The following is a 17,145-nucleotide window of genomic DNA, read 5'->3' as shown; positions in this document are numbered from 1 at the left end:
CATTACTCCGCCGCAGCGGTGTCCGCCATTTCAGGCCGGGCCGGGAAGGTACAGGTGACGGTCGTGCCCTTGCCTTCTGCGGACTGGATGTCGACCGTCCCGCCATGAAGTTCGACAAAGCTCTTGACGATGGCAAGGCCCAGACCTGCGCCCTGACGGCGGGCACCGGTATCATGGCCGACAAAACGGTTGAAAACCTGGGTCAGGATCTCGGCGGGAATGCCGAAGCCATGATCCTTGACCACGAACGTGATGTTGCCGTCATTGCGGCTGCAGCTGACATCCACAACACCTTCGGCTTCCGAATAGCGCACGGCGTTGGAAATCAGGTTGAACAGGACCTGGCGCAGGCGGGTTTCGTCGGCAACCATGACACCGATATCGTCCGGGACGTGGGTGCGCAGGCTGATCTTGGTCTCCGCGAGCCGGTCCTTCAGGCCCTCCACGGCGGCCGCGACCGTGGCAGCCACATCGACCTCACCGAGATCCAGTTCCATGATGCCGGCATCGAGCGTTGCCAGATCAAGAATGTCGTTGATGATGGCCAGCAGGGAAGACGAGGACGACTGGATGTAGTCGGCATATTCGCTTTGCTTGTCCGACAGTTCGCCGAATTTCGGATCGGCCAGAAGCTGCGCGAAGCCGATGATGTTGGTCAGCGGTGAGCGGAGCTCGTAGGACACGTGCTGGATGAAGGCGTTCTTGATCTGGTCGGCCTGTTCCAGCGCCTCGTTCTTTTCCAGAAGAGCGCGCTCGACATTGACGCTGTCCGTCACGTCGACAAAGGTCACCAGCGTGCCGCCATCGGGCAACGGCACGGTGGCATAGTCGAGCACGTCGCCGTTGTGACGTTCCAGCCGGCTGACATTCTGGGTGCGGTTGTCGAGCAGTCCTGTGACATTGCCCGCGAGCAGTTCCCAGGCCTCGCGTTCCAGATCGCTGAGCGTACAGGCGGAAACCACTTCCTTGACATGCGGAAGTTCGGAGAGCTGATCCTCGTCGAGCCCCCAGATGCGGCCGAAGGCCGGGTTCCAGAGCCGAAGGCGGCCATCGGAGCCGAACACGGCAACAGCTTCGGAGAGATTGTCCAGCGTTTCGCCCTGAACACGGGTCAGTGCATTGTACCGGCTTTCCAGATCGAGCTGCTCGGTGACGTTTTCATAGATATAGGTGACGCCGCCCTGTGGGTGCGGGTTGGCGATGACCCGGAGCGTGCGGCCATCCGGCAGGTGCCACCAGCTCTCGCGCGCCTCGAGGGACTGGTAGCTGTCGAGCATCTTGTTGCGCCAGACCCGGTAGTCGGCCTGTTCGGGCAACTTGCGCGCCGCGCGCAAAGCGTCGAGCACGGCGCCATCTTCCGGACGGCTTTCCAGGAACAGCGGATCGAGATCCCAGAGCTGCTTGAAAGCGGCATTATAGAACTGAAGCTTGCGGTCGGCACTATAGATCGCAACGGCTGCGGCCAGCTGATCGAGAGTCCGGCCGTGAAAATCTTCAGCCCGGCCGAGCTCCTTCTTGGCCTGTTCAAGTTCGCTGATGTCCACGGCAATGCCGGCGCCGCCGACATTCGCGTTGACATCGGTGATCTCGAACACACGGCGCTCGCTGGAGGCAACGATCGGGATCCGGGCGTTGAAGCAGCCGTCCTCGTCGCGCTGCACCGCCATCGCCGTCCGTGCAGCAGCGTCGAGGAAGGTGGCCCCGTCGCGCACGGCGCTGTCGGCATCCGGCATTTCCACCGCTTCCGCGTAGGCCTCGTTGGCCCAGATGAGGTTGCCTTCCGCATCCCGCTGCCAGGCGGGGGCCGGCATGGCATCCAGCAGGGAATGCAGCATGTGCAGCTCGCCGGAGATCTTGGCGTTGCGCGCGGCCAGTTCCGCCTGCATCTGGCGTTCGCCGGTCAGGTCACGCAGACGCAGCACCACCGCGCCGCCGGTCGTGCGGCCAAGCGCTTCGACATAGCTGCCGGTGCGCGTTTTCAGCGTGGTCGTGAAGGACTCCCCGGTGCGAAACAGACTGTCGAGATGCCGCTCAAGATCGCCCGCGCATTTGGCGGTCAACCAGCTGCCGAAGGCAAGCAGTTGCGCCGGCGGACGCGGCACGCCGGATTTTTCCGGCAGGACGCCCCAGATCTGCGGCACGGCGCCATTGCCTGTCCACACGATCACGCGCTGCTCGTCGGTGTTGAGCATGGCTTCGAGGCGGTCGACACGGAATTTCAGGTCACTCTTTTCCTTTTCCAGCGTACCGGTCAGCTGGGCTGACTGCTTGCGATGGCGGACAAGAGCGATGGCAGCGGTCACGGCAAAGGCGCACATGCCGCCTAACGCGCCGAACAGAATCATGGTATCGGGAGAAATGGCAGCGGTGGTGTCGGCGAGCATGTCGGCAGCGGCCGAACCGGTGAACAGGCTGAGGCCCGCCAGCGCGGTCCCGCCAAGCTTCACCGATTTCAGACTCCGATCTCGCCACGTCGCGCGTGGCCGCGCGCCGTTTGTGCTGCCTTTCGGCATATTGTGATCCCCTTAACGCCGCCTTGTCCCGCTTTCCGCGGGGTGCAGCCCCCGGTTTCTGGGAGCAAATCAAAGACATCCGCCTTCTGGCCTTTGATTCGTCTAAACCATAACCTTTTTGAGAATCACGCAGAAGAGTCCGTTATTGAAAAGTTAACAGGACCCTTAAAATTCAAGGGTCCTGCATTTTTTTGTTCACAGAACCGAATCAGGGCGAAAACTACATCTAGTATCCGCCCTGCTCAGGATCAGTATTTGTAGTGTTCCGACTTGAACGGACCAGCCTTATTAATCCCCAGATATTGAGATTGTTCGTCCGTCAATTCAGTTAACGTCACGCCCAGCTTGGCGAGATGGAGGCGTGCGACCTTCTCGTCCAGGTGCTTCGGCAGAACGTAGACTTCGTTCTCGTACTGATCGCCCTTGGAGTAGAGCTCGATCTGGGCCAGAACCTGGTTGGTGAAGCTGGCGGACATCACGAAGCTCGGGTGGCCGGTGGCGTTACCCAGGTTCACAAGACGGCCCTGGGACAGAAGGATCATGCGCTTGCCGTCCGGGAACTCGTACATGTCGACCTGGTCCTTGACCGGGCGCAGTTTGGTGTTCTTCAGAGCAGCAACCTGGATTTCGTTGTCGAAGTGACCGATGTTGCAGACGATCGCCATGTCCTTCATGCCACGCATATGGTCGAAGGTGATGATGTCCTTGTTGCCGGTCGCGGTGACATAGATGTCGCCTTCCGGAAGAGCCTGCTCCATGGTCTTGACCTCGAAGCCGTCCATGGACGCCTGCAGGGCGCAGATCGGGTCGATCTCGGTGACAATGACGCGTGCGCCAGCGCCGGCCAGAGACTGGGCGGAGCCTTTGCCGACATCGCCGTAACCACAGACGACGGCAACCTTGCCGGACATCATCACGTCCGTGCCGCGGCGAATACCGTCGACCAGGGACTCACGGCAGCCGTAACGGTTGTCGAACTTGGACTTGGTGACGCTGTCATTGACGTTGATCGCCGGGAACGGCAGCGCGCCCTTCTTCTGCATTTCATAAAGACGCAGAACACCGGTGGTGGTCTCTTCGGAGACGCCCTTGATCAGCTCTTTCTGCTTGGTGAACCAGCCCGGATTGGCGGCCATGCGCTTCTTGATCTGCGCGAACAAGCACTCTTCTTCTTCGGAAGTCGGGTTCTCGATGAGATCCGTTTCGCCGGCTTCAACGCGCGCACCCATCAGGATGTAGAGCGTGGCGTCGCCGCCATCGTCGAGGATCATGTTGGCGCCTTCGGGGAAATCGAAGATCTTGTCTGCGTAGTCCCAGTATTCTTCCAGGGTTTCGCCCTTGACGGCGAAGACCGGCACACCGGAAGCGGCAATGGCGGCGGCAGCCTGATCCTGGGTGGAGTAGATGTTGCAGGAAGCCCAGCGGACTTCGGCGCCAAGCGCGACCAGCGTCTCGATCAGGACGGCGGTCTGAATGGTCATGTGCAGGGAACCGGCAATCCGGGCGCCCTTGAGCGGTTTGCTCTCGCCGAATTCTTCGCGGCAGGCCATCAGACCCGGCATTTCATGCTCGGCGATCTCGATTTCGGTACGGCCCCAGTCTGCGAGCCCTATGTCTTTGATGATATAGTCGGTCATGAAAATGTCCTGCTTTTTGAGCCAGCGTCACTGCCAGATCAGGATGTGGCCGTCGGACATACAAACGCTTCTGCCCGAATTCGACCGGCGATGTTGCTGATCGCCGAAGACACGTCCGGCAATCCTGCGGCGGGTTATAACGCCGTCGCGCACATGACGCAATAAAGATATAAAGAAATCTTTATATCCTCTCTCAACTGCCTCGGATCAGGGTTAAGGAAGTTCTTCCAGCAGCTCCCAGGTCACTGACAGATCATCATCTGCCAGCGCAGACACATAGACCACGATTGCATCTTTTCCAGACGAATAGCGTATGTCCGCGGAAAAACCGGTATCGCCGCCTGAATGACCAAAGACGGCCCCGAGATCCGGCTGCGTCTCCAGCTCGATCCCCATGCCATAGCCCTCGCCCAGGGGGTCGTCGAGCAACCGTTCCAGCGTGTCCTGTTCCAGCAGGGTCTTGTCGATCAGCAGTGCCTTGTAAAATGCGGCCACGTCTGCCGCTGAAGATACCAGTCCGCCATCACCGAAACCGTATCCGGTCAGATAGGCATCAACCGGCTCCAGCCCCCTGCCGAAATCCTCAAAGCCCTGAACGAATTCAGAAGGAGGAGTGTCGTAGCCCAGAAGGCCCGTCGCCCCAAGTCCGGCTGGTGCAAGTATGCGGGTCTTGAAAATCTCGTTCATCGGCCTCGCGGCCGCGTTCTCCAGAACAAGCTGGGCCAGCAGATAGTTGGTGTTCGAATAGTCAAACGCCGTTCCCGGTTCAAACAGGCGCGGCTCTGCTGCAACACTTCGAGCCGCTTTTGTCAAAATGTCGTGGTCCGACAGACCTGCCTTTGCATCTGCAACGCTGGACAGAAAGAACGCATCGTCGAGATAGTCCGGCAGTCCGCTGGTCATGGTCAGCAGCATCGCGATGGTGATGCCGTCAAGGCCGTCATACGCTTGAACGACATCTGACGGCAGCCATCTCGACACCTCGTCTTCGATGTCGAGCGTGCCTTCCTCGTGCAGCTGCAGGATGGCAACGGCAAGATAGAGCTTGGAGACAGAGGCAATCAGAAACCGGCTGTGCGCCTGGGCGCGCTTGCCGCCTTCCCGTTCGGTGCCACAGGCGATGGCGGCCGTTTCAGTGGACGTCTGAAGGAAGAGCACAGAGGCCGGGCCGTCCGGAAGGCAGTCTGCACCAGCAAACTCGTCCAAAAGAGCCGTCAACTTGCCGGCAATTGCCGGGCCAGATGTGCCCGCGACAATTGCTGAAAGGACAATTGTCAAACACGCTGCAGCCGGTCCACGCATCACTGACCTCCTTCGTGACAAGTCTTTGGCCGAGGTGATCAGACTATGCCGCAGTTCCCGCTCAGAAGGAAAACTAGAAGGTGGCGAGGGCCCTGTCTCTAGCGATAGAGATCCGCGCGCGATGGCGGCATGCCGGAGGCCCCCTTCGTGCGCCGGGTCGCAACGGTCTGGAAGATCCCGATCGAGCCGCGTTCGAAGCCGAGAGAGACGCCGATCAGGTAGGCCAGCCAGAGCCGGTATTTCTGTTCGCCAATCTCCGCGATCGCCTCATCCTTCACCTTCATGAGGTTTTCCGCCCAGAGCCGGGTGGTGCGGGCGTAGTGTTCCCGCCAGGCTTCCACATCGTGAACCTCGAACCCGTGCGCTTCGAGATTGGTCAGTGTCCAGCCGATATGATCGACCTCCCCACCCGGGAAGATGTATCGCACCAGTGCCTGGTATTCCGGCTTCTTTCGGCGGAACGCTTTCAGGTCCTTCTTGCCGCGGCGGGTGATCGCATGATGCAGATAGACCCCCCTGGGCTTGAGCAAACGGTTCACGCTCTGGAAGTAATTGTCGTAGTTGTCGAGCCCGACGGCCTCGAACATACCGATCGAGGAAATCTTGTCGAACTTGCCCTTCATGTCACGATAGTCGATCAATTCGACGCTGACCTTGTCCTCCAGACCGCGTTCGGCAATGCGCTCGCGCGCCAGCTTCAGTTGCTCTTCGGCCAGGGTCACGCCGACGGCGGTGACGCCATAATGTTCGGCAGCATGACAAATCAAAGCACCCCAGCCACAACCGATATCCAGCATACGCTCACCCGGTTTCAGGCGGAGCTTTCGGCAAATCATGTCGAGCTTGTCTTTCTGCGCCGTTGCCAGGTCATTCGACCAGTCTGAAAAATAGGCGCAGGTATAGACCATCTCCGGGTCCAGGAACCGCCGGTAGAAGTCATTGGAGACGTCATAGTGAAACGCAATGTCGTCCTTGCGGCTACCCGATCCGCGATTGGCTGCTTCGCCCGCGTCGAGACCGTCTTCCGCCCGCGCAACCGACTTGCCTCGTCCGCCCCAGAACAGTGGCCAGGCGCTTTTTAGCAACAGCCCCTTGTTCAGGCGCCTGCGGATCTCCCGGCCTTTGACAGAGGGTCGTTTTTCGGCAAAGTCGAAGATGCTGCCACCACGCGGATCGAGATCACCGGCGGCATAAAGATCAATGACGGTCTTGATTTTCGGGCGGCGCAGCAAGCGGGTCAATGCGGTCTCGGACAGGGCCAGGCGCAAGCCGTCCGCCGGAGCATCCGCCGGAACACGCGTGCCATCCCAGAGCTCAAACGCAAATTCAAGTTCCAGGGCTTCGTGGATGTGAGTCAGGGCCGTGCGGGCAGCAGATAATGTACGGTCCTCGAATTGGCTCGGCATTGCGCTCCCCTGAAATTTCTTCTGAAAATGGTGGGCGAACAAACAGATGGCCACTGCTCAGGAGCAGTGCGCCTGGTGCCTGTTACCAAATTCAATCCTCTTCACCAAAGCCACTTTCGACCAGCTCGGAGATCGCAGAAAGCGCTGCATCTGCATCAGAACCGCTAACGCTGACCTTTATGCAGCAACCGGGGCTGGCAGCCAGCATCATCAGGCCCATGATCGAGGTGCCGCCGACGGTCTGACCGTCCTTCGAGACGATGACTTCGGCCTCGAAGGTTTCCACCAGCTTGACCAGCTTGGCGGAAGCGCGCGCATGGAGCCCGCGGCGGTTGACGATCGTGAGGTCTTTTTCCAGGTCGCTCTGTGTTGTCATTAGTTCTTTTAGTTTTGTCCCGACAACACCTGGCTGGCGACGGAAATGTATTTCTGGCCAGCCTGACGGGCCTCGTCGACCGCGTCGGCCAGTTCCCGGTCCGTGCGAACGCTGGCCAGCTTGATCAGCATGGGCAAATTGACACCTGCAACCACTTCCACGGATTTGCTGTCCATGACCGAAATCGCAAGATTGGAAGGCGTGCCGCCGAACATGTCGGTCAGCAGAACAACACCCTTGCCGGAATTGGCTGCTTCGACGGCAGCAAGTATGTCCTGACGCCGTTGTTCCATATCGTCATCGGGGCCGATGGAGATGGTCTCGACTTGCTCCTGAGGACCGACAACATGTTCGAGCGCCGCCTTGAATTCTTCAGCAAGGCGTCCGTGCGTCACAAGTACAAGTCCAATCATGCGTCGTATTGCCTGACTATCGGGTTTCAATGGCTCAGGACCCCGAATGGGATCCGAATGGAGCCGGGCGTTTACCAGTCTGTTGCACTCTCTTCAACCGCTTCACCAGTTGCAAGCAAAAAACACCGGCTGTGCTCTAAATATAGTCGGTGCCGACCGGTGTCAGGCGGCGCAGGGCCCAGCGGATCAGCCGCACTGCAAGCACGGGGTCATTTTCCGGGCAAAAAAGCTGTGGCAGTTGCACAGTTTCCAGGCGCACGGTACCGAGCGGAACTTCCGGCAGCCGCTCCATATCCTCTACCGGCTCCAGGTCGATGACCAGATCAATGTGAGCCTCAGGCGCAAAGGCAGTCTCTGCCAACCCAAATCCGCGCACTTCCATCTTTCCCGAAATCGTTTCAGGTGCGCACGCAATCAATGCCCCGTCTCGACTTGCCAGATGCACATAGTCATCTGAAACCAGGAGACCCAAGTTGCCCCTGGCCTTTGCCGTCTCGACCAGGAAATCGGTCAGCACCGTTTTGCCGCTGCCGCTTTCTCCACGCAGGAGCAGTCCAGCAGTTCCAACAATCAGGCAGTTGGCGTGAATGGCCGGCTGGCTCACTTGCTCTGTCCAAGCGGCAGGTAGATGAGGAAACGCGCTCCGGCAATTTTCTGGCTGCCGTCAGCCTGCAGTTCAAGACGGTTGGTTGCGGAGATTGTCCCACCATGGGCTTCAATGATCTGACGTGAGATCGACAGTCCGAGACCGGAATTGTTGCCGAAGCCTTCGCCATCAGGGCGGTCCGTGTAGAACCGTTCAAAGATGCGTTCGGTGTTCTCGGCTCGAATACCCGGTCCGTCATCATCCACGGTGATCTTGATCCACTGGCCTTCCCGCCCGAGATCCACATGAACAATTCCGTCCGCAGGCGAAAAGGAGCGGGCATTGTCCAAAAGGTTGCTGATCACCTGGCCGAGACGAATGTCGTGACCTTGTATCAGGTAGGGCCTGGTTCCTTGCGCGTCTGCCACAGTCAGCTTGACGCCGGCCTCCACCGAGCCCGCGCGCTGGTTGGCAGCATCGGCCATGTTGCGCAGAAGTTCAGCAATGTCGATCGTCTCGGATTGAATGCGCGCCAGCTCCGCGTCGAGCCGGGAGGCATCGGAGATGTCACTGATCAACCGGTCGAGCCTTCGGACATCGTGCTGGATCACCTCCATCAGCCGGTCCTGGGACTCCTTGTTGCGGGCCAGCGGCAGCGTTTCCACGGCACTGCGCAGAGACGTCAGCGGGTTTTTAAGTTCATGCGCCACATCGGCCGCGAACTGCTCGATCGCGTCGATCTTGTTGTAGAGCGCGTTCGTCATTTCGCGGAACGCACGGGCGAGGTGGCCGATTTCATCCTGGCGATCCGAGAAGTCTGGGATTTCCTCACGCGAGTTCGAGCCTCTGCGCACCCTGTCGGCCGCAGCCGCCAGCCGCCTGACCGGGCCGGCAATGGTACCGGCCAGCAGGATCGAAAGCAAAATGGTCACCGTTGCGGCAAACAGGAACACACGAATGATCGCGATGCGTTCCGCGCGCACGATGGCGTCGATGTCACCGCCCTGTGTTGACAGCAACAAGGACCCCAGTACGGCCCGGAAGCGCTGGATCGGCACGGCAACAGAAACAATCAGCTCTCCCCGCTGGGAGATCCGTGTCACGCTTGCAGGTGATCCGGCCAGTGCCGCCTCGACTTCCGGATAGGCACGTCCGTCACCGCCGCCAACTTCCTGGTAGATCGGCAAGTCACCCTGACGCAACCAGCGTTTGGTCCATTGCCAGAGCGCATCCCAAAAGCCTTCCTCTTCCGCATTCGGCGGAGGCAGATCGAACCGGAGGATCTGGGCACTCGTGTAAAGATGACGGCTGTCCAGGATCAGGATGCCTTCCGGATCATAAATCCGGGCGCGGGTTTTGGTCGGCGAGATCAGGCGACGCAGCACCGGACCGACGCGCTCCGGATTGATCGGAAAGTCGAGGCTTTCCAGATCTTCCTGGGTCGGCGTGATGCTTTCGCCCGCCTGCAGCTCCAAAAGGCGTTCGGGATCGACGGTGATCGTGCCGGTGTCAACGGTCGCGGACGCCGCAATTGCGCCGGCAATGATCTCGCCCTGCGTCAGCAGACTTTGAACACGCGCATCGATCAGACCGGCGCGAAACTGGTTCAGGTAGAGAATGCCAATGACAAGTGCGAGCAGGCCAACAAGGTTGATCGCGATGATCCGCCGGGTCAGAGACGACAACACATAGGTGCCGAAGATGCGGCCGAGCTGGCTCAGAAGACGGCGACGAATCCGCTTGTTGCCAAGCCGGCGCAGCCGGGAGCGCTCCGAGCCGTTTTGCGGTTCGGAGGCGGCAATCTCGTCTGCGTGCTCACTGTCGACCGCCATCTATAGCCCGTGCGCGTCTTCCGGTCAGACCTCTCGGAACCGGTACCCGACCCCGTAAAGGGTTTCGATCATGTCGAAGTCGTCGTCAACCACCTTGAACTTCTTGCGCAGGCGCTTGATGTGGCTGTCGATGGTGCGGTCGTCGACATAGACCTGATCGTCATAGGCCGCATCCATGAGCGCGTTCCGGCTCTTGACCACACCCGGGCGATGCGCCAGCGCCGACAGGATCAGGAACTCTGTCACGGTCAGCGTCACCGGTTTGTTGTTCCAGGTGCAGGTGTGCCGCTCCTGGTCCATGACCAGTTGCCCGCGTTCCAGCAGTTTGTCCGCGTCGTCGCGCGGAGCCGATGCATCCCGTGGCTGTGCCCGGCGCAGAACCGCACGTACGCGCTCCACAAGGAGGCGTTGCGAAAAAGGTTTCCGGATGAAGTCGTCCGCGCCCATCTTGAGGCCGAACAACTCATCGATCTCGTCGTCTTTCGACGTCAGGAAAATCACCGGCAGATCCGAATTCTGACGTAAGCGGCGCAGCAGCTCCATCCCATCCATGCGCGGCATCTTGATGTCGAAGATCGCCAGTTCCGGCGGATCGCTTTGAAGACCGTCCAGCGCTGACGTTCCGTCGGTGTAGGTCTGGACGCGATAGCCTTCAGCTTCCAGCGCGATCGAAACGGACGTCAGAATGTTGCGGTCATCATCGACCAGAGCAATTGTTGGCATGCTTTGTTTTTCCATTTCCGGCAGCGCCTGTCGGCGCGCGTCGGTTATTCAGCATAAATGTAACACACAGCCTTTGGCCTGCTAAATGCGCATAAATTAAGGCAAACCCTCATGAGAAACGCGCGAGGACCGCAAAGACCTTCCGGGCGGCAGAATTGGTGGGGATTGGACGACATGATTTCAAGAGAACATCTTTCTGTCACCTTTGGGCAAGGAATGTCCAGCCCGGTTTTGCACACCTGCCCCACAAGCGCGATATTAACGCGTTTTCTTTCGCTTCATTCAGCAAAATGAACATATCGAAGGTTTCGTTTATTAGTTTGCCCTCCAAATTAATCATCCAAAATTTAATGTAGATTTTTAATCGATTAAACAATGACATAGCTCCTTTGGTAGTCTTGCTGCCCCATGGGCATTCCACTACGTTCGCAGCCCTTAACGCCGGATTCAGCTTTTCTTAACTTTTCCGGCGACGACAAAAGCCCACATCACGAGGACTGCGGGAAGATGCAAGAAGTAGGTGTCAGGAATCCCTCCATTGGCTGCGAAACCTTTGGCTTCAAGGGGCTGAAGGCGCTCTATTGGAACCAGAACGAGCCTGCGCTTTACGAGTATTCCCTGTCCCGCGGCGAAACGAAGCTGGCTGCCGGCGGCGCGATCGTCGCAGAAACCGGTATTCACACCGGCCGCTCCCCCAAGGACAAGTTCGTTGTCCTCGATGATGAAACCAGGGACACGGTCTGGTGGGACAACAACGCGCAGATGCCGAAGAACAAGTTCGATCTGCTGCTTGCCGATTTCCTGGCTCATGCGGAAGGCATGGAACTGTTCGCACAGGATCTTTACGGCGGTGCGGACGCCACGCACCGGCTGCCGGTCCGGGTCTATACCGAATTCGCCTGGCATTCGCTTTTCATCCGCAATCTTCTGCTGCGGCCGGAGGTGAGCGAACTTGAAGCGTTTGCACCGGACATGACCATCATCGATCTGCCGAGTTTCAAGGCGGATCCGGCGCGGCACGGTTGCCGCACCGAAACGGTGATCGCCGTCGACCTGACCCGCAAGATCGTGTTGATCGGCGGCACGTCCTATGCCGGCGAGATGAAGAAATCCGTCTTCACCATGCTCAATCACCTGTTGCCGGCCAAAGGCGTCATGTCGATGCACTGCTCGGCCAATGTCGGCGATGATGGCGACACCGCTGTCTTCTTCGGTCTCTCCGGCACCGGCAAGACCACCCTGTCGGCAGACCCGGCCCGCACGCTGATCGGCGATGACGAGCATGGCTGGTCGGAGAGCGGTGTCTTCAATTTCGAGGGCGGCTGTTACGCCAAGACGATCAAGCTCAGCGCCGAGGCCGAACCGGAAATCCATTCCACGACCCAGCGTTTCGGCACGGTCCTGGAAAATGTGGTTCTCGACGACCAGCGTGTACCGGACTTCAACGACGGTTCGAAGACCGAAAATACGCGCGCAGCCTACCCGATCCACTTCATTTCCAATGCCAGCGACACCGGCTGCGCACCGATGCCGAAGACGATCATCATGCTGACCGCCGATGCCTTTGGCGTGATGCCACCGATTGCGCGGCTGACACCGGCCCAGGCCATGTATCACTTCCTGTCCGGTTACACGGCGAAGGTGGCCGGTACCGAAAAGGGTGTCACCGAGCCGCAGGCGACCTTTTCCACCTGCTTCGGCGCACCGTTCCTGCCGCGGCATCCGTCAGAATACGGGAACCTGCTGAAGGACCTGATCGCCAAGCACAATGTCGATTGCTGGCTGGTCAATACCGGCTGGACCGGCGGCGCCTACGGCACCGGCAACCGCATGCCGATCAAGGCAACCCGCACGCTGCTGACCGCTGCTCTCAACGGCAGCCTGAAGGATGCGGACTTCCGCACCGACGCCAATTTCGGTTTTGAGGTCCCGGTCTCCGTGGACGGGGTCGACGACACGATCCTGACACCGCGCGACACCTGGGTCGATAAGGCAGCCTATGACGTTCAAGCCGCCAAGCTGGTCGACATGTTCGTCAGCAATTTCGAGGCATTCGAGGATCATGTCGACGGCGCGGTCAAAAGCGCTGCCCCCGCCTGCAGGTTGGCGGCGGAATAACTGACAGCAAAATCCATCAGATCCGGAACGGCACCTGGCCTCCACGCCAGGTGCCGTTTCTGCATTCTTCCGTCTTTCTTCGCCTGCGGAAAGTCCTATATTGAGGGCTTGATCTGAGGGGACGCTCATGCTTGCCACCGACACTTCACCCGTCGCCGATGTGTTAAAAACCGCCGAAGACTGGCGCGGCGCCGGTCGCGCTGTCGCACTTGCCACGGTGGTTGAAACCTGGGGTTCCGCACCGCGTCCGGTTGGCTCTCATCTGGTGATCGATTCCGACGGCAATTTCGAAGGCTCGGTTTCCGGCGGCTGTGTCGAGGGCGCGGTGGTTGCCGAAGCGGTCGATGTGATCGATAGTGGTGTTCCCACCACCCTGGAATTCGGTGTGGCCGACGAGACCGCCTGGCGGGTTGGTCTGTCCTGCGGCGGCCGGATCAGGGTTTACGTCGAACCCGTTTCCTGACCCGGACGCCCCTTTATGAGCACTGAAACCCTCCTCGCCTTTCTGGCCGCCACCGCCCTCTTTGCTTATATGCCGGGCCCTGCGCTTCTCTACACCGCCGCCCAAACCATCTCGCGCGGCCGGCGCGCCGGTCTTCTGGCAACGGCCGGCATTCACGTGGGCTGCTATGCCCACGTTTTTGCGGCGGCGTTTGGCCTGTCGGCCATTTTCAGTGCCGTGCCGACCCTTTACATGGTGTTGAAACTGGTTGGCGGCGCTTATCTGGTGTTTCTCGGTGTACAGATGATCCGCACGCGCGTTGCCGCCGGCCCGATGCCGGACCTGCCGCAAAAATCCACGCGCCGCGCCTTTGTCGACAGCGTTCTTGTGGAAGTGCTCAACCCGAAGGTAGCTGTCTTCTTCATCGCCTTCCTGCCGCAATTCGTAAGCCCAGACGCCGGTTTGCCGATCTGGATGCAGTTCCTGATCCTCGGCACCATCGTCAACTGCGCCTTTACATCCGCCGATCTTGTGACTGTCTTCTTCGCGTCCGAAGTGAAGAAGCGGCTGACCAGGTCGTCCAGGGCGCAGGATCTGACGCGCTGGCTGGGTGGCTCCCTGCTGGTCGGCCTCGGCTTCAAACTTGCCACGGACCGTGCCTGATCCATGGATCTGTTCCTTTTAAAGGCTCTGAATGCCGATCGCTCCGAACGCCGCGCCGCCATTCTGGTGACCGATATGGCCAATGGCAGCCAGCGGCTGATCCGCGGACAGGACGACTATTCCGCTGATCCTCTCGCCGAAGAACTCGGCAAGCGGTTTCGCTCGGGAAAATCCGGGATGGTGGCGCTTGAGGCCGGCGAGCACTTCCTGAATGTGTCGCTGCCGTCGCCGCGACTGGTGATTATCGGTGCGGTCCACATCAGCCAGGCCCTTGTGCCGATGGCCCGGATTGCCGGTCTCGACGTGACGGTGATCGACCCGCGCACCGCATTTGCGACGGAAGACCGTTTTCCAGGCAGCAGCCTCAAGGCGGAGTGGCCGGAGGACGTTCTAAATGATGCGCCGCTGGATGCCTTCACGGCGGTTGCGGCCGTCACGCATGATCCGAAAATCGACGATTTTCCGCTAATCGAAGGCTTGAAAGCCGGGTGTTTTTATGTCGGCGCACTGGGCAGCCGCAAGACGCACGGGAAACGTCTTGATCGGTTTGCCGAGGCCGGTCTGGATCCTGCCTTGTTCGACCGTATCGATGCACCGATCGGGCTCGATATCGGCGCAGCCTCACCGGAGGAAATTGCCGTTGCAGTCCTTGGCTCGGTAATCCGGGCCCTGCGCAAGGCGCCGGGGGCCGGGTTGTGAAGTTCGGCCCCTGTCCGGTGGTCCAGGCGGCCGGCTGCATACTGGCGCACAAGACCAAACTGCCCGGCCGTGTCCTGAAAAAGGGACACCACCTAACACAGGAAGATTGTGACGAGCTGGCCGCGCAGGGCATCGACAGCCTCGTGATTGCCAGACTGGATCCACAGGACATCGGTGAAGATGCAGCCGCCGAAAGACTCGCGCAGTCCGCCATGGGGCCGGGTGTCAGCCCGGACGATGCCTTTACCGGACGTATGAATCTATATGCTGACCGGGATGGCGTACTGGTGGTGGATGCAGCTGCAATTACCGCCGCCAACCGCATCGATCCCGCTATCACGTTTGCCACCTTGCCCAATCACAGCAAGGTCGGTGCCGGGCGCATGGTTGCCACGGCAAAGATCATCTCGTTTGCCCTGCCGGAGGACAAGGTGTCCGCGGCCGAAGCAGCATTGGCGAACACCGTCAGGATCGCCTCCTTCGCACCGCGGAAAGTCGGCCTTGTCGCGACACGTCTGCCTCATTTGAAAGAGGCGACGATGGACAAGACCCGCAGGGTTCTGGAGGACCGTCTGAAGCCTTCGGGCAGTTCCGTTGTCGGCGAATTGCGCGTCGGACACGAAGAAGGGGCGGTTGCCGCCGCCATGCGAGACCTGATTGATCAGGGCTCGGAGTTCCTGATCCTGTTTGGTGCCTCAGCCGTTGTCGATCGGCAGGACGTTCTGCCCGCCGCGCTGGATCTCGCTGGCGGCACCGTGCACCATCTCGGCATGCCGGTCGACCCGGGCAATCTGCTGATGCTCGGAGAGCTGACCGGGTGTCCGGTTCTTGGCGCACCGGGCTGCGCCCGCAGCCCAAAAGAAAACGGCTTTGACTGGGTGCTCGACCGCCTGCTCGCCGGACTGGACGTCCGTCCGGATGACATCACTGCAATGGGTGTGGGAGGCCTGTTGATGGAAATCGGCACCCGGCCGCAGCCGAGGGAACAGAAACGCCAGGGCAAGGACCCGAAGGTCGCCGCGATCATCCTTGCCGCCGGCAAATCCTCACGTATGGGAGGCCCGAACAAACTTCTTGCCCGTTTGGATGACAAGGCGCTGATCCGCCATGCCGCCGAGGCTGCCAGCGAGGCGTCTCTGGCGCAAACCATCGTGGTCACCGGTCATCTCGGTGAGGCCGTTGCGGCGGAAGTCGAGGGACTGGACATCACGCTGGTACATAACCCGGACTTTGCAGACGGTATGGCCGGCTCCATCCGGACGGGCATGAACGCGCTCGCAGGCGATATCGATGCCGTCATCATCATGCTTGGAGATATGCCGCGCATCGATGCGGCGGCGCTCGGCAAGCTGCTGGCTACCTATCGCCAGGACGAAACCAGCCTGATTGTTACGGCGACCGCTGAAGGCAAGCGCGGCAACCCGGTCCTCTGGGACAGGCGCTATTTTGGTGCCCTGAAAGCCTTGAGCGGTGATGTCGGTGCACGGCATATCATCGCCGAAAACTCGGGTTTTGTGGCGGAAGTCGAATTGGGAACCGCAGCACGGCTGGATCTCGACACACCGGAAGCTTTGCTGGCGGCCGGGGGCACGTTTCCCGAAGACTCTTCTTAGCCAATGACTTGAATACAATTGTCTGGTAAGAGGCCGTAAAGTGTAAAAGCACATTAACCCGGTATGCGTCCAGTGCAGCCCGGAAATGCCAGCTCATCTATTGCATTTTTGTGACATGCCGCTTATGTAATGCCTGCGCTTGCTGCAGGGCACCCTTTGGGTTGGACAACGCATGATGTCCCGAGCGCCGATAAAATCCGATTTATGACAAAAGCTGTTCGGATCCTCTCCTCCCGAGGATGCTCGAGCGCTTTTGTCGCTTGGTTAGAAGAATAAAGGAAATCAACATGGCTGACTTGTCTCTTCCGCGTCCGGGCTGCTGCAAATGGGCAGAAGGCGATGCCGGCAACTACGTCTTCCCGTGCAACAACCGGGTTGAGCCGGGCGTTTCTTACTGCACCGAGCATAGCGCCATCGTCTACATTCCGCCGGAAGAGCGCCGTCGCAACCGGTCCGGTGGCGGCATGAGCCTGTCCTTCCGCCGCGCGGCCTAACTGTTTCAAGCTGCTTAGAACAAGAGCAGTTCTCCGCGGAATTTCCCGCGTACCTTCGAACCCGGTCTCAGGACCGGGTTTTTTGTTGTCTGCGCTTCTAACCTTGTCCGGCCGGTTCCAACCAGGCTCACATTCGATCAAGTAATTTGCCCTACAAATACAATAAAAAGTCACGAGCGCTCAATTGAATGCGCGTTTTGGTTTCATATTGGCTCCGAAATCGCGCAGTCACCTCCGAATGCTTTGTGTTTTCACTGCAGAGTACACCATCCTCTACGGCAACAACCCTGTATTTATGGACAATTTGTCACAAATTACGGAGATTAAT

The 17,145-nt window shown here is 59.5% G+C and carries 15 protein-coding genes; 6 read left to right on the top strand and 9 right to left on the bottom strand.

The genetic code is table 11. From position 1 onward, the window contains the following. Window positions 1–2: 2 nt before the first annotated feature. From ACO6TG_RS17495 to ACO6TG_RS17455, 9 genes are all read right to left on the bottom strand, one after another. Entirely contained in the window at window positions 3–2,447 is a 2,445-nt protein-coding gene (locus ACO6TG_RS17495; RefSeq protein ID WP_422374363.1) for an ATP-binding protein, read from the bottom strand. A 314-nt stretch (window positions 2,448–2,761) separates the two neighbouring features. Then, window positions 2,762–4,150, bottom strand: a complete 1,389-nt coding sequence (gene ahcY, locus ACO6TG_RS17490) for an adenosylhomocysteinase (RefSeq protein WP_094073511.1) — start codon at window positions 4,148–4,150, stop codon at window positions 2,762–2,764. A 213-nt stretch (window positions 4,151–4,363) separates the two neighbouring features. Continuing rightward, window positions 4,364–5,452 carry a serine hydrolase domain-containing protein gene (locus tag ACO6TG_RS17485; protein WP_422374362.1) on the bottom strand — a complete coding sequence of 363 codons (1,089 nt, stop codon included), beginning with the start codon at window positions 5,450–5,452 and terminating at the stop codon, window positions 4,364–4,366. Between the two features lie 98 nt (window positions 5,453–5,550). Then, window positions 5,551–6,858, bottom strand: coding sequence for a class I SAM-dependent methyltransferase (locus ACO6TG_RS17480; RefSeq protein WP_422374361.1), 1,308 nt, complete (start codon window positions 6,856–6,858; stop codon window positions 5,551–5,553). A gap of 91 nt (window positions 6,859–6,949) precedes the next feature. Then, complete coding sequence (locus ACO6TG_RS17475; RefSeq protein WP_422374360.1) at window positions 6,950–7,234, bottom strand: HPr family phosphocarrier protein; 285 nt, start codon at window positions 7,232–7,234, stop codon at window positions 6,950–6,952. A gap of 8 nt (window positions 7,235–7,242) precedes the next feature. Further along, complete coding sequence (locus tag ACO6TG_RS17470; RefSeq protein ID WP_094073509.1) at window positions 7,243–7,647, bottom strand: PTS sugar transporter subunit IIA; 405 nt, start codon at window positions 7,645–7,647, stop codon at window positions 7,243–7,245. A gap of 136 nt (window positions 7,648–7,783) precedes the next feature. Beyond that, the gene (locus ACO6TG_RS17465) at window positions 7,784–8,251 is read right to left on the bottom strand and encodes an HPr kinase/phosphorylase (protein ID WP_422374359.1); all 468 of its coding nucleotides are present in this window, start codon (window positions 8,249–8,251) and stop codon (window positions 7,784–7,786) included. After that, complete coding sequence (locus ACO6TG_RS17460) at window positions 8,248–10,065, bottom strand: stimulus-sensing domain-containing protein (RefSeq protein ID WP_422374358.1); 1,818 nt, start codon at window positions 10,063–10,065, stop codon at window positions 8,248–8,250. The genes ACO6TG_RS17465 and ACO6TG_RS17460 overlap by 4 nt, the downstream gene beginning before the upstream one ends. A 24-nt stretch (window positions 10,066–10,089) precedes the next feature. Next, a complete protein-coding gene (locus ACO6TG_RS17455; protein WP_094074937.1) occupies window positions 10,090–10,788 on the bottom strand; it encodes a response regulator transcription factor in 699 nt (232 codons plus the stop codon). A gap of 507 nt (window positions 10,789–11,295) precedes the next feature. Here ACO6TG_RS17455 and ACO6TG_RS17450 point away from each other — a divergent pair. From ACO6TG_RS17450 to ACO6TG_RS17425, 6 genes are all read left to right on the top strand, one after another. Beyond that, window positions 11,296–12,906 carry a phosphoenolpyruvate carboxykinase gene (locus ACO6TG_RS17450; protein WP_422374357.1) on the top strand — a complete coding sequence of 537 codons (1,611 nt, stop codon included), beginning with the start codon at window positions 11,296–11,298 and terminating at the stop codon, window positions 12,904–12,906. Between the two features lie 127 nt (window positions 12,907–13,033). Next, on the top strand, window positions 13,034–13,369 hold the full coding sequence (locus ACO6TG_RS17445; RefSeq protein WP_422374356.1) for an XdhC family protein: 336 nt from the start codon (window positions 13,034–13,036) through the stop codon (window positions 13,367–13,369). A gap of 15 nt (window positions 13,370–13,384) precedes the next feature. Beyond that, a complete protein-coding gene (locus tag ACO6TG_RS17440; protein ID WP_094073505.1) occupies window positions 13,385–14,011 on the top strand; it encodes a LysE family translocator in 627 nt (208 codons plus the stop codon). Window positions 14,012–14,014: 3 nt separating this feature from the next. Continuing rightward, window positions 14,015–14,710 carry an XdhC family protein gene (locus ACO6TG_RS17435; RefSeq protein WP_422374355.1) on the top strand — a complete coding sequence of 232 codons (696 nt, stop codon included), beginning with the start codon at window positions 14,015–14,017 and terminating at the stop codon, window positions 14,708–14,710. After that, complete coding sequence (locus ACO6TG_RS17430; protein ID WP_422374354.1) at window positions 14,707–16,323, top strand: NTP transferase domain-containing protein; 1,617 nt, start codon at window positions 14,707–14,709, stop codon at window positions 16,321–16,323. Before ACO6TG_RS17435 ends, ACO6TG_RS17430 begins: the two co-directional genes overlap by 4 nt. 287 nt (window positions 16,324–16,610) lie before the next feature. Then, window positions 16,611–16,817 carry a hypothetical protein gene (locus tag ACO6TG_RS17425; RefSeq protein WP_094073503.1) on the top strand — a complete coding sequence of 69 codons (207 nt, stop codon included), beginning with the start codon at window positions 16,611–16,613 and terminating at the stop codon, window positions 16,815–16,817. Window positions 16,818–17,145 lie beyond the last annotated feature (328 nt).

The sequence above is a fragment of the Roseibium sp. genome (assembly GCF_965233565.1).
GTDB lineage: Bacteria > Pseudomonadota > Alphaproteobacteria > Rhizobiales > Stappiaceae > Roseibium.
The sequence above is the reverse complement of the archived record's forward strand: the minus strand, read 5'-3'. Positions and strand labels throughout refer to the sequence as shown.